Below are 13,819 nucleotides of genomic sequence, written 5' to 3'. Positions count from 1 at the left end.
ATTGGATCCTATAAATCGATCATGAGATCCATACATTGCCCTATTCTTCATGATCATTCCTTTAAGAGTGCGATCGGTCATTGATTGGATTATGAATCCATTTTTGATGCTGATTGAATAGTGAACTAATTACTGAGTACAGATCACTGAGCAAAGATTGCAGCAAAGCCATGCCAAAACCTCGGAAACGCTTTGGTCAACATTGGTTGAGAAGTGAAAAAGCCCTTGCCAAAATTATTTCAGCGGCGGAACTGACCCCGAAGGATCGGGTTTTGGAAATTGGCCCCGGTCAGGGGGTCTTGACTCGGCAATTGCTGGATCAGGCGGGGGCAGTGGTTGCCGTTGAGTTAGATCGCGATCTTTGTCCTGAGCTGGTGAAAAAGTTTGGGCAGCGGGACAATTTCTTGCTGCTTCAGGGCGATATTTTGACTTTAGATTGGCCGGAACAGTTGGCAGCTTTTCCCAATCCCCAGTTCCAAAATCCCAATAAGGTGGTGGCCAATATTCCCTATAACATTACGGGCCCAATTTTGGAGCATTTGTTGGGGACGATCGCCCAACCGCGATCGCAACCCTTTGAGTCGATCGTGCTGTTGGTGCAAAAGGAAGTGGCCCTGCGGTTAGTAGCGAATTTGGGCAGCAAACATTACAGTGCCCTTTCGATTCGATCGCGCTTTTTAGCGGATTGCTCTTGGGTTTGCGATGTGGGAGCCAAGGCTTTTTCACCGCCGCCCAAGGTCGATTCAGCGGTGGTGAAAATTCAGCCCCGCCCTTTTCCGCAGTCGCCGCAAAATGTGAAGCGCTTTGAAACATTGTTGAAATTGGGCTTTGCCAGTCGCCGCAAGATGTTGCGCAACAATCTAAAAAGCGTCGTGGATTTGGATCAGTTGCGTCATACTTTGGTTGAGCTGGCAATTCCTGAAACGGCGCGGGCAGAAGAACTGAGCCTGGAGCAATGGATTCAGTTAAGCGATCGCTTGGTTTTGGGTTCTTTGTCGATCGAGATCGCAGCAGGAGAAGCGGAAGAATCGATGGACAATGTTGCACCTTGAATACTGCACCCTAAAGACTGCACCTTGAATACTGCGAATACTGCATCTTCAATGACCAAAGACCAAAATTCCTGAACCTTAATTCCTGCGCCAAAATTCCTGAACCTTGATGCCAATGGATTGCCCATGCAAATTTATCTAGACCACAGCGCCACCACGCCGCCCTGTGATGTGGCGATCGCGGCGGCCCAACGGGTGATGACGGAACTATGGGGAAATCCGTCAAGCATTCATAGTTGGGGCGATCGCTCGGCCATGGTGCTGGAAACGGCGCGGTTGCAGGTGGCGACGTTGATTAATGGGGATCCCACGGGGGTGATTTTCACCTCGGGGGGCACGGAGGCGGACAATTTGGCGATCTTGGGGGTGGCCCAGCGGTTCACCCAACCGCGCCATATCATTTCCTCGCAGGTGGAACATTCGGCGATCGAGCGAACCTTGGAGCGGCTGGAGGCCCAAGGCTGGGCGATTACGCGCTTGCCGGTCGATCGCGCCGGACGGGTGAATCCGTCGGACTTGGCTTTGGCCATTCGCCCGGAAACGGTGCTGGTGTCGATTATTTTTGCCCAAAGCGAGGTGGGAACCCTGCAACCGATCGCGGAGTTGGGGACGATTACCCGGCGATCGGGCGCATTATTCCACACGGACGCGGTGCAGGCAGTGGGCCGGGTGGCGGTGGATTTGCAAACCCTGCCGGTGGATTTGCTGTCCCTCTCCAGCCACAAGATCTACGGCATTCAAGGGGCTGGGGCCCTGTGGGCACGGCCGGGGATTAATTTGGCTCCCCAGTTGCTGGGCGGTGGCCAGGAGAGTAAGCGGCGATCGGGAACTCAGGCCCTACCGGCGATCGCGGCCTTTGGGGCAGCGGCGGAACGCATGGCCCAAACCTGGGAAACAGAGGCTCAGCGGCTTGGTCAACTGCGCGATCGCTTGTTTGAGCGTTTGGCTCCCCTGCCCGCTTTGCATCCCACGGGCGATCGGCTCCATCGCTTGCCCCACCATGTCAGCTTTTGTTTACGGGGACGGTTGCCCCTGCCCAGTGGTCGGGATTTGGTGCGCCAGCTCGATCGGGCGGGCATTGCTGCCAGCTCTGGATCCGCCTGTAGCAGCGGCAGCCTGACCCCGAGTCCCACCCTGTTGGCCATGGGCTACGATCCCGCCGAAGCCACAGCGGCCCTGCGCTTAAGCCTGGGCCAGAGCACCACGGAAGCGGATATTGATTGGACTGCGTTGGTGTTGGCTCAAGTGCTGGAGCGATTGGGCGTTGGCCAACTCAATGGCGGCGATCGCGACTCGCAACGTTCGGTTTTGGGGTGCGCGACTCCGGGGCCTTGCCGATACACTTGAGGCAAATCCCCTAAGTCTAAATCCCTAGCGCGTGTGACGACGCTCTCGACGATTGCGGCGAACCCCAAACCCGCGATGCCGCTTCCCTCCCCTGCTCTGAGCGATCGCCCGCTCGATCGCCAACGGATCGATCGACCAACTATGAATGGATGGGTGTTACCAACGGTGGGTCATCTGCTTGCTCCCCTTACCCCCGGAGCGGGCCCAGGAACCCTATCCGCCGAGGCCCAATGGCAGGGGGCCACGAAGGCGATCGCCCAAATCATGGCCCAATCCATGGAAGCGGCCGACGCGATCGAAGCGGCCTTCATCACGGACTTTGCGGAAGCCTTACCCTCCGAAGCGATCGATCAAGGGGTCGTGCTGTTGGGGCCCCTGCCCTTGTTTACGGGGTCTTGGCTCGATCGCCTCTCGGTCTGGACATTCAGCAGCCACCTTTGGCAATCCCTGTGGCTGTTGCCCTCCGCCGATGGGGGCGAACCCTGCCCGGAAGTGACGGAACGGGCGATCGGCCTAGCTCCGGTGGATCCCCTGGCCGCAGAATCCTTTTGCGTGGTGCGAATGCGGGACTTTAGCTTGGCCCTCTCGCTCCAAGAAGACTCCACCGGTCAACTAGTTTTTCGTTTCTCCTTTGAGCCTCAGGCGATCGCCGCCGTCTGGCAAGCCTTGCGGGCCCGGGTGCAACTGAACGCCCCGCAGCAGCTCGGGCCGTTTGATGCCCTGGCTCAACAGTTTCCCTTGGTGGAACCCAGCTATCGGATCGTCAGCGCCTTCACAGAGCGCCTGCTGCAAGCCCTGCCAGCTCCCAGCAACCCCGCCCATTCGGAGCCGCGCCGTCGCCCCCTGCGGGCCTCAGCCCGGCCGCAACCAGCCAAACCCGCGATCGACCTGGAGCTTTTGCAAGCCCTCGCCCACAGCGTCCGCACGCCCCTGGCCACGATCCGTACCTTCACCCGTCTGCTGATGCGCCAGCAAAATTTGCAGGACAAGGCGGTGAACTATATCGAAAAAATCGATCGGGAATGTACCGAACAAATCAACCGCTTTGACCTGATCTTCAAAGCCGTTGAACTGGAAACCAGCAACAGCGCCCACCTGTCCCTCACGCCCATTCCCCTGGCCCAGGTGTTTCAATCCAGCATTCCCCGTTGGCAACAACAGGCCAGCCGCCACAACTTGGAACTGACGGTGAAGCTACCGCACAAACTACCCACGGTTGCCAGCGACCCCACCTTGCTCGATCGAATGTTGGCGGAAATTATTGAAAACCTGGCCCGCACCCTGCCCGCCGGTAGCCGCATCGACATGGAAGCGGAAACGGCCGGCAGCCAACTGAAGGTGCAATTGCGCTACGACGCAATGGGCGCAGCCACCCGCCTGGAATCGCTGAAGTCGATCGGGCAGTTGCTGACCTTCCAACCGGAAACCGGCAGCTTTGGCCTGAATTTACATGTCACCAAAAACCTATTCCAGGCGATCGGGGGCAAACTCACCATCCGGCAGCGGCCCCAGCGCGGCGAAGTGATGACCATCTTCTTGCCCCTGCAATAGGGCGCTGCTAGAGGACGGCCCGCCATCCACTACCAACGGCGCGATCGCACCCCCCAAACGCCCAACAGCAGCAACACCCCCATCGCCAAAAACAAAACGCCAAACACAATCCCCGGCACAAAGCCCAACAGCCCCATCCCCCGCAACAACCACAACACCGCCGTCACCAGAGCCAACAGGCCCAACCAATTCCACCAAGGAGCCGGCCGCAAATAGGGAGGGGTCATAGCAAAACGTTCAATTTCAGAATCAGGGACTTAACAAAAACAGCAGAGCCAGCCGCCAAGGGCTATCCCACAGGGTGAATCAGCTCTGGCTCTTCAGCCATCCTCGTATTAGGCAATTCTGCCATTCACGGGAGATCTTCAAAGCAAATCTTCAGTCGCCATGGGGATGTGAACAAAGCAAGGGCGATCGCCTGATGTCCAAGCGATCGCCCTCAACAGAACATGAACAGTTTTCAAAAGCTAGCCAAAACGGCAGCTCTTAGCAGTCGCGATTTAGTCGATCGCGTGCTGGCGCTTTTTCGCAGCCACGCCAACCGCCGTCCCCACAACCAACAGACCCAGCAAGCTAACCGGCTCAGGGGTGGAGGCCACTTCCGTCAAGATGACATTATCAATGTAGGCTCCGTGGGTGTCCCGCGTGCCCAGGTAGTTGAACTGCAAGCGCGTTAGATCAGACACCGCCTTCACCAACAGAGGGCCGCTGTTGAGCCAGTTGGTTTGACTGCCGCCGTTACCCGCATTGAAAACCTGGTTGAAGCTGGAACCAAACAAAACGGAGAAGGCATTTTGGTCTTTGCCGCCTTTCCAGTTGTTCGCAATTCCCGGACGAGCCGAGTAAACAAAGGAAAGTTCATAGGTCTTTCCTGCTTTGGTCACGATGTCTTGGAACAGGCCCAGCTCGGATGCGTTGCTGTCGTAGAAGTGGCTGTCGAGTTCCACCAGGTTTTTGCCATCGTAGGCTTTCCCGGCCACCCCGGCTTGCACCTCAATTTTGCCGCCACTAGTGGCAGACCAACCCTCAATTTCGGAAAAAGTCCGCCAGCCGCCGTTGAGGGGAGCGCCTGGAGTCACTTCAAAGCTGCCGTTTTTAACCAGGTTGGCAGCCTGTGCGGGCTGGGTGGCAATCAGAGCAGGAACTAGGGCAAGAGCCAGGGTGCTAGCAATTTGTTGGAAGCGTTTCATAGTGACAATTTTTCCGCAGTAGTGGAGAGGTCTAGCACCCAACGTTTAGGTTCTTGAGTTACATCCTAGATCACACTTTGAAAAATCGGTTTAAAGATTAAGTGATCTCTAGACAAAGATTCTATGAAGCACGCTTAGCACTTCATGATCATGGCTTTGAATTATGAATTCAAGCCATAAATTTATATCCGAAAAAATGCTTTCAAGATAATGACAAGTATTTAGAAAATTTCTATTTTTTGATGGAATTAATTTATACAAAGGCTGAATCAAGCACAAAATTCAGAAAAAATGGTTGAATTTCAAAAAACAATTTAGATTACAACATTTTCTAACTCTTTCAATGCAAAAGATTTAAAATATTCACAAGGATTTGCTCTAGATCAACCACGATGCTCGTAATGACTAATCACAATCAAAGCCCCTGTTTGGGTCAGGGGGCTGACTTTTAAGACCGAATTTCTAGAGATCTTTTTCAGATTCTGACGGGCCGATCGGGCGCGATCGCCAGATCCACCAAGCCCCTGCACAGAGCGTGCAGTTACCGATTACCGTCGTGGCCGCTTGCACCGTCACCAGCCATTCCAAGCGCGGCGCATTGTCAAAAAAGTGCCAAGTACAGGCGCACATGGCGCTCACTAGGGCTGGCAACATGCCCCAACTGAGGGCCCGCCAGCTCGGATTGTCGGTGAGATCGCCGTAGCGCCAAATCAGCACGATCGCCGTGATCCACTCAATGACGCTAGAAACATGCACGATCCAAGTGGGAATTGATAGGGCATTCATAGAAAAAGTGGTCTACCGTTTTGATGCTTTGAGCCATTTTGAACAACTGGGGGAACGATTGGCAGAAAGATTGGGGGATGGTTGATCGCCCTGTCAGCCAACCATCCCCCAACTAACCGTTAGATCACCGTTAAACCGCTGCCATTTCCGGTTTGCGGCCCAACTGCGTCAACAGGCGATCGGCAATTTGCGGCCCCGTCAGACCCAAACTTTGCATCGACTGGCTCGGCGTGGCGTGCTCCACCAAAATGTCCGGCACACCCAAGCGGGTCACCGGCACGGCCACACCCGCATCGCCGAGGGCTTCTAGCACCGCCGAACCGAAACCACCCATCAGGCAGCCTTCCTCGATCGTCACTACCCGGCCAATCTTCTGGGCCAGGGGCACAATCAACTCCGTATCCAGCGGCTTCACGAACCGGGCATTCACCACCGTAGCTTCAATGCCGTGCTCACTAAGGATTTCCGCCGCTTGCATGGCCGGATAGACCATCGTGCCGTAGCCCACCAGCAACAGATCATCGCCGGTTCGCAGCACTTCGCCCTTGCCGATCGGCATTGGCTCCCAACCCGCTTCCAGCAACGGCGCACCCACGCCACTGCCCCGGGGATAGCGCACGGCGATCGGGCCCGGATGAGTTACGCCCGTCACCAGCATCCGCTGGAACTCCGCCTCATCCTTGGGAGCCATGATCGTCAGGTTGGGGATGCAGCGCAGGTAGGCAATGTCATACATTCCCTGGTGCGTGGGCCCGTCGGCCCCAACCACGCCGGCCCGATCCATACAGAAGAAGACCGGCAGATCCTGGATGCAAACATCGTGGATCACTTGGTCAAAGGCCCGCTGCAAGAAGGTGGAATAGATCGTGACCACCGGGCGCGCCCCCTCGCAGGCCATGCCCGCCGCCATGGTCACGGCGTGCTGTTCGGCAATGCCCACATCCACATACTGGTTCGGCAGCTTGGCTTGGAATTTATCCAGGCCGGTGCCGGTGGCCATAGCGGCCGTGATCGCCACAATTCGAGGATCGTTTTCCGCAAGTGTAATCAGGGTTTCTGCAAAAACTTTGGAGTAGCTGGGCGGCGTGGGCTTGCTGGCGGGTTTGGCCTTGCCCGTTGCCAAATCAAAGGGATTTTGAGCGTGGTAACCCACTTGATCTTTTTCGGCGATCGCGTAGCCCTTGCCTTTGGTGGTGGCCACGTGGACGAGCACAGGGCCCTTTTGCTTGTGGCCTTCGCGGAAGATGTCAATCAGTTCTTTAATGTTGTGACCGTCAACGGGGCCCATGTAGGTGAAGCCCAGTTCTTCAAACACTGCGCCGACTTTCGACACGGCCAGACGCTTCATGCCTTCTTTGACCCGATCGAGTTCCGGCGACAGGGAACCACCAAAGAACGGCAAATGCTTCACCTGCTCTTCGATGTTGTCCGTCAGGAATTGCATCGGCGGGCTGAGGCGCATTTTGTTCAGGTAGCGCGACAGGGCCCCGACGTTGGGTGAAATGGACATGTCGTTGTCGTTCAGCACCACCATCAGGTTGGTGTCGGGCAGGTGGCCCGCGTGGTTAATGGCTTCAAGGGCCATCCCGCCGGTCATTGCGCCGTCGCCGATGATCGAAACCACTTTGTAGTTTTCGCCGGCCATGTCCCGAGCGATCGCCATGCCCAAACCGGCGGAAATGCTGGTGGAGGCGTGGCCCGCGCCGAAGTGATCGAACTTACTTTCACAGCGCTTGAGATAACCGGCAATGCCGTCCTTTTGGCGCAGGGTATGGAACTCGTTGTAACGACCGGTAATCAGTTTGTGGGGATAGGCTTGGTGGCCCACGTCCCAGATCACCTTGTCGCGATCGAGGTCAAGGGTTTGATAGAGGGCGACTGTTAATTCCACCACGCCTAAACCGGGGCCCAGGTGACCGCCGCTGGTGGCAACGGTTTGCAGATGTTTTTCTCGAATTTGGCGGGCAATTTCTTCTAATTGGGCGATCGACAGCCCATGAAGTTGATTGGGGTGAGTAAGTTCGCTCAGATGCATAGGCGGCCACCTTGGGTGTTGGATATGGGGAATTTTGGTTTTGTACTGACCCCTATCGACTCTAACGAATCTCCATACCGTTTTTATATTTGGCGCAAATTGATTGCCGCGATCGACCGCTCATCCAGCGGGATCCAAAATCGTTGACCTTACGGTTTCCGCAGTGCGTGGTCAGTACATTGCTTTTGAGTGACCCATTCCCTGAAGATAGAAATTGACATCTGTAAAAGATTGGGATCTTGAGATCTAGGGATCTGCAAAGCAAGCGGCACTGGTGCATCACCATCTAGCGCCTTGGGCCAGTCGCTTGGGGATCAGCGCCTTGGGGGGAGCGGCCCCTTGGGGATCAGGGGCGAGGCGCGATGCTTTGGGGTTGTCTGCGGGTGGGGACGATCGATCCTCTGTTCAGCACCGTCTAGCCCGTCAATCGCTAGTCTTGGGCCAACGGTGGCGATCGTGTTGATGCACAGGTTAAGCAGCTATGGAATTAGAGTTACAGAAGCCACGCAAAGGCACTCAGGAACAGCTATTGATGGGGATTGCAAACCGGATTCGGCAGTCCCTGGAGCTGAGCGAAATCCTGGCGGTGACGGTGGCGGAGGTGCGGGCTTTTTTGGAGACCGATCGGGTCAAGATTTACCAATTTTCGCCCGAGGGCCATGGCACGGTGGTGGCCGAATCCCTCGTGCCCGATCGACTGCCTTCCTTGAAGGGGTTGCATTTTCCAGTGGATGATATTCCGCCCCAGGCCCGCGAGTTATTCGTGCGGGCCCGCCAGCGAGTGGTGGTGGATGTGGCTGAATGCCAAACGGGCCTGAGTGCCATGGATCCCCCGGGCGATGGTGAATTACGCAGTCCTTCGACAATGCGCTACCGTCCGGTGGATCCATGCCATGTGGAATATCTGACGGTGATGGGGGTGCAGTCGTCGGTGGTGGTTCCGATCGTGCTGGATAACTTTCCGGCCACCTCTGAGCCGCCCGTTTCCAGCACCTTGCACATGGGCAATCTGTGGGGGCTGTTGGTTTCTCACCACGCGGAACCCCGATCGGTGGATGAGGAGGAACTGCAATTCATCCAAGCGGTGGTCGATCAGGTAGAAATCGCGATCGCCCAGTCAATTTTGGTGCAGCGGGTCACGGATCAAGCCCTTCAGGAAGCGAGCATTAACCGCGTCACGGCCCTGCTGCACGAAGCGCCCACGGGCCAACTACAAAAGGCCCTGGAAGAAACGGTGCAAATTTTGGGAGGGAGCGGCGGCCGGCTGTGTCTTTGGCCCGGGGGCCAGACCGATCGGGAACTGTATACGGTGGGGCCCCAGCCCCATCCCCTGGCCACCACGGATCAGCGCCCCTTTGAGGAACACCGGCTGGTCTATGCCTTTTTGAAAGCGGGCGCAGTGCCCGAGCCACCGCCCAGCACCACCACTCAGGATTGGTCTGTGGAGTGGATGCGCGCCAACTATGGCCTGGCGGCCCCACCCCAGGACAGCAGCAGTTTTAGCCAGCGCGTTTGGGCGATCGGGGACATCCATCGAGAACCCTTGCTGCGATCGGTGGCCCCCTCGTTTCAGTGGCTGCCGATCCGGGGTCTGATTTTGGTTCCCCTCTATTACGGCAGTGAGTTACTGGGTTGCCTCAGCATCTTTCGGGATGAGGTCAACACCGATGAGCTTTGGACCGGCTGGCACGACCCGGACACGCGCCAACTGATGGCCCGCCATTCCTTTGAGGTGTGGCGACAAATCAGGATCGGCCAGGCCCAACAATGGACGGTTTCTGAGGTGAAGCTCGCCCAGGCATTGGGGGAACGGTTTGCCACGGCGGTCAAGCAGCATTGGCTGTATACAGAGGTGAACAGCCTGAACGCCAGCTTGGAGGCCCAGGTGCAGGCCCGCACGGCGGAGTTGCGACAGTCAAACGAGGAACTTCAGCGATCGACTGCGGATCTAGAACGGGTGATCCATCAGCAACAGACCCTGGCGCGCTTGATTGCCAAAATTCGCGAGTCTTTGGATCTCGAAACCGTGTTTCGCACCACGGCGCGGGAAGTGCGGCAACTGCTGCGGGCCGATCGCGTGGTGGTGTTTGCCTTTAATTCCCACGCTCCGACCGCCCAGGGCAAAATCATTGCGGAAGATCGGGCCCGGGGTTGCACCTCCATTCTGCACTTGGAATTAGAAGATCCCTGCTTTAGTGATCAGCATGTTCTTCAATACCAAGTGGGCAAAGTTCACAGCATCCCGAATGTCCACAATTCCACCATGCCCGATTGCCATTTGGAAATGTTGCGGACTTGGCAAGTGCAGGCCAATTTGGTGATTCCAATCATTCAAAGTGAGGAACTGTGGGGACTGATGGGCATTCACCAATGCACGGCTCCCCGGGACTGGCAAGACTCGGAAGTGGAGTTTTTGCGCCAGGTTTGTGCGCAACTGGGTGTGGCGCTCCAGCATACGGAATTGCTGCAACAAACCCGATCGCAAGCGACTGAACTGGCCCAAACCCTGGATGAGCTAAAGCAAACCCAAATGCATTTGCTCCAAAGCGAGAAGATGTCAATTTTGGGGCAATTAATCGCTGGCGTTGCCCATGAAATCAATAACCCGATCGGGTTTATTCATAGCAACTTGGGCCCCATTCGTGAATATTCTGAATTTTTGATTCAACTGGCCCGACTGGAAGCCCAGCAAGCACCACAGGAGCAGATTCAAGCCTTACTGGAAACCTTTGATTTGGATTTTCTGGCGCGGGATTTTCCCAAACTGCTGGACTCAATGCATTTGGGCACTAATCGAATTCGGGAAATTGTCTCGGCGCTGCGTGGTTTCTCACGGGTCGATCGCACGATTACCAACGCCCTTTACCTGCAAGAGGCGATCGAGTCTACCCTGATGATCTTGCAATATCACCTGAAACCCAATGGCAGCTATCCCGAAATTGAGATCATTCGGAATTATGACAACATTCCCCCCATTGAATGCTATTCCGGTCAAATTCATCAGGTTTGCATGAACTTGCTTTCCAATGCGATCGATGCTTTGCGCGAGGCCCAAGAAGAGCAACTGAGTCGCGATCAATTGCCCTTCATTGGTCGCATTTGGATTGAACTTTCACAACCGGATCCTCAGCATATTGGTGTCACCATTCGAGACAATGGGCCGGGGATTCCGGAAGCGATTCAATCCCAACTATTTGATCCTTTCTTCACCACAAAACCCCTAGGTAAGGGAACGGGCTTGGGCCTATCAATCAGCTATCAAATTATTCAGCGCCATCGCGGCAGCATGGTTTGTCGATCGGCCCCTAGCCAGGGTGCAGAATTTACGATTACCTTACCCATTACCCAAACGCCGTCGGCCAATGGGGCCTCGGAGATGGGCCCCCATGGCGACGGCCTGCCCGCTGCCCAGCAACCCGCTTGGTCACCGGAGCTAAGTCTCAACAAACCCGAGGCCCGCCTGAACACGATCACCACGCGCCAATTGCTGCCGGGTCGCAAATCGGAATTATCGTTCCTGCCGATCGAGCCGGACGCTCGGGGTGATCGACCCACCCTTTCCGCCGAGGCCACGGAATGAGCTGAGGCCACCCAATCACTGACCCCACTGCCAAACCCCCCAACCGCCGCCATCCGCCCTATGGAGATCTCTGTTACCTTTTTGCCCGATCAAGTTACTGTCTCAGCCCAACCGGGCGAGATGCTGTTAACCGTGGCCGATCGCGCCGGGGTTGCCATTCCTACGGGTTGCCTGATGGGGTCTTGCCATGCCTGCGAAGTGGATTGGGCAGCGCAACCATTACCCAGCCCCGATCGCCCTGATCCGTCAGCGGCCCCCGACCGTTCCGAAGACCCCCAAACCGTTTGTGCTTGCATCAGTGCCGTACCCACCGGAATCTCAGCACTGACGGTCAATTTGGGCATTGATCCCACGTGGTAAGGTTGGGCAGTTGATCTGCTCGGAGTAATGCTCGGTGACCACGGAACGCTTCCCTCAGACAGCGATTGAGGGTTTTGCTCTCCCCTTGGGGGCGGTGTCCCCGACCCCTGATCCGCTGCCCCTAAACAGCCCCATTCTGGACAACCCGATCGCGGAAACCGATGTTTTGGTGGTGGGTGGCGGCACTGGGGGAACGGCGGCGGCCATCCAAGCGGCCCGCTGTGGGGTGCGGGTGCTGTTGGCCACGGAGTTTTCCTGGTTGGGCGGAATGTTGACGGCGGCGGGGGTCTGTGCGCCGGATGGCAATGAATTGACGGCCTTGCAAACGGGTCTCTGGGGGGCATTTTTGCAGGAGTTGGCCCAGCGTCAACCCCAGGGGCTGGATTGGGGTTGGGTCAGCTTTTTCACCTATGAACCGGCGATCGGGGCGCAGATTTTTGCGGATTGGGTGGCGGCCCTGCCCAGTTTGCGTTGGGTTTCCGGAGTGCGGCCGGTGTCGGTGCAGCGATCGGGCGATCGAGTCACCGGGGTTACTTTTGACTCGGGGTTACAGGTGACCGCCCAGATCACGATCGACGGCACGGAATTGGGAGATCTGCTAGCCCTGGGGGAGGTTCCCTATCGCTGGGGTTGGGAGTGGCAAGACCAATGGCAAGAACCCACGGCCCCGGCGGGGCCTACGGCCTTGACCGAACGATTTCCGGTGCAGGCTCCCACTTGGGTTTTTTATCTTCAGGATTTTGGCCCCGAAGCGATCGCCCCGGAAATTCCCTGTCCCGCTGACTATGACCCCACCCGCTACCAAGCGGCCTTTGCGGGCTATGCCAGTGCCCAGCGCGTGTTGGACTATGGGCGGATTGCGGGCGATCGGTTCATGATCAACTGGCCCCAGGCCGGCAATGACTATGGGGATGACCTCGATCGCCTGGTGGGAACAGCGGCCGATCGGGCAGCGGCCCTACAGGCTGCCTACGATCGCAGTTTGGGATTTGCCCATTGGTTACAACAAACCCTCGGACGGCGCTATGGCTTGGCCGATCATCTCTTTCCCGACACCGGAGCCTTTGCCCTATATCCCTACTTTCGGGAAAGCCGCCGCCTTCAGGGATTGGCAACGGTGACGGAAAACCACATCTTGCCAGTGGTCGGAGGCTGGGGAGCGGCCCTGCCCCGAGATCCCCACAGTGGAGCCAGCAGCGCGATCGCCTATGGCAACTATCCCAATGATCACCACTACCCCGGGGAGGTCTTTCCCCTAGCGCCCAAATCACTTCGATGGGGTGGTCGCTGGACGGGGACGGCCTTTGCGCTGCCCTATGGCTGCCTGGTGCCGCAACGGGTCGATGGGCTGTTGGTTTGCGACAAAAATATTTCCGTGTCCCACATGGCCAACGGAGCCACGCGCCTCCAACCGGTGGTGTTGGGGTTGGGTCAAGCGGCGGGGGCGGCGGCGGCCCTTTGTGTGCAGCAGCATTGCCAACCCCGATCGCTGCCGGTGGCCGCTGTGCAAACGGCCTTGCTCCATGACCCACAGGCTCCGGCGGCGGTGATTCCCTGTTTTGGCCTCACGCCCGATCGCGATGATTGGCGATCGCAGCAGCAGCACTGGATTGCCCATCCCCAAGCCTACGAGCAACTGCTCACCCAGGAGCATCCCCTGAATCTGATTCCACCGCCAGAACCTTCAGCCACTTTGGGGTTCACCGGTCAGTTTCAGCGGCGCGGCCCCCAGGACTATGCCCTAGAAACGGCCTTGACCCCGGAGCCAATTTCTCTGGTGGCGCTCCATCCTTGGGTGAATTACCACCTTGGCCAACTGGAATCCGGTAGCTCGATCGTTCTGCGAGGGCGCTATAACCCCTCTGGCCCCTGGATCATTGTGGAGGATCTGCCGGATTAGGGCCGGGAGCAATGGCGG

Annotated in this window: 10 protein-coding genes; 6 read left to right on the top strand and 4 right to left on the bottom strand. The window is 57.1% G+C overall.

The features are described 5' to 3' along the window. The first annotated feature begins 170 nt into the window (after positions 1–170). From rsmA to H6G52_RS10740, 3 genes are all read left to right on the top strand, one after another. Complete coding sequence (gene rsmA / locus H6G52_RS10750) at positions 171–1,052, top strand: 16S rRNA (adenine(1518)-N(6)/adenine(1519)-N(6))-dimethyltransferase RsmA (RefSeq protein ID WP_099533484.1); 882 nt, start codon at positions 171–173, stop codon at positions 1,050–1,052. A gap of 126 nt (positions 1,053–1,178) precedes the next feature. Next, positions 1,179–2,399 carry a cysteine desulfurase family protein gene (locus H6G52_RS10745; RefSeq protein ID WP_099533485.1) on the top strand — a complete coding sequence of 407 codons (1,221 nt, stop codon included), beginning with the start codon at positions 1,179–1,181 and terminating at the stop codon, positions 2,397–2,399. A gap of 75 nt (positions 2,400–2,474) precedes the next feature. Then, entirely contained in the window at positions 2,475–3,950 is a 1,476-nt protein-coding gene (locus tag H6G52_RS10740; protein WP_143473029.1) for a sensor histidine kinase KdpD, read from the top strand. A 29-nt stretch (positions 3,951–3,979) separates the two neighbouring features. Here H6G52_RS10740 and H6G52_RS10735 read toward each other — a convergent pair whose 3' ends face one another. The 4 genes from H6G52_RS10735 to dxs all read right to left on the bottom strand — a co-directional run bounded on the left by H6G52_RS10735 (position 3,980) and on the right by dxs (position 7,961). Then, a complete protein-coding gene (locus H6G52_RS10735; protein ID WP_190528212.1) occupies positions 3,980–4,177 on the bottom strand; it encodes a hypothetical protein in 198 nt (65 codons plus the stop codon). A 273-nt stretch (positions 4,178–4,450) separates the two neighbouring features. Further along, entirely contained in the window at positions 4,451–5,140 is a 690-nt protein-coding gene (locus H6G52_RS10730; RefSeq protein WP_190528211.1) for a PEP-CTERM sorting domain-containing protein, read from the bottom strand. A gap of 462 nt (positions 5,141–5,602) precedes the next feature. Continuing rightward, on the bottom strand, positions 5,603–5,926 hold the full coding sequence (locus H6G52_RS10725; protein ID WP_190528209.1) for a DUF2499 domain-containing protein: 324 nt from the start codon (positions 5,924–5,926) through the stop codon (positions 5,603–5,605). Positions 5,927–6,056: 130 nt separating this feature from the next. Beyond that, complete coding sequence (gene dxs / locus H6G52_RS10720; RefSeq protein WP_190528207.1) at positions 6,057–7,961, bottom strand: 1-deoxy-D-xylulose-5-phosphate synthase; 1,905 nt, start codon at positions 7,959–7,961, stop codon at positions 6,057–6,059. Between the two features lie 532 nt (positions 7,962–8,493). On the opposite strand from dxs, the gene H6G52_RS10715 reads away from it, so the two are divergent. The 3 genes from H6G52_RS10715 (at position 8,494) to H6G52_RS10705 (ending at position 13,801) form a co-directional block, all read left to right on the top strand. Then, positions 8,494–11,541, top strand: a complete 3,048-nt coding sequence (locus H6G52_RS10715; RefSeq protein WP_190528205.1) for a GAF domain-containing protein — start codon at positions 8,494–8,496, stop codon at positions 11,539–11,541. A 60-nt stretch (positions 11,542–11,601) separates the two neighbouring features. Further along, positions 11,602–11,901: a 2Fe-2S iron-sulfur cluster binding domain-containing protein gene (locus tag H6G52_RS10710; RefSeq protein ID WP_099534830.1), complete on the top strand. Its 300-nt coding sequence runs from the start codon at positions 11,602–11,604 to the stop codon at positions 11,899–11,901. A gap of 136 nt (positions 11,902–12,037) precedes the next feature. After that, positions 12,038–13,801 (top strand): FAD-dependent oxidoreductase, encoded by a 1,764-nt coding sequence (locus tag H6G52_RS10705; RefSeq protein WP_190528250.1) that lies wholly within the window; start codon positions 12,038–12,040, stop codon positions 13,799–13,801. Positions 13,802–13,819 lie beyond the last annotated feature (18 nt).

This window comes from Limnothrix sp. FACHB-881 (assembly GCF_014698135.1).
Classification (GTDB): domain Bacteria; phylum Cyanobacteriota; class Cyanobacteriia; order CACIAM-69d; family CACIAM-69d; genus CACIAM-69d.
This window is presented reverse-complemented; position numbering and strand designations above follow the sequence as displayed.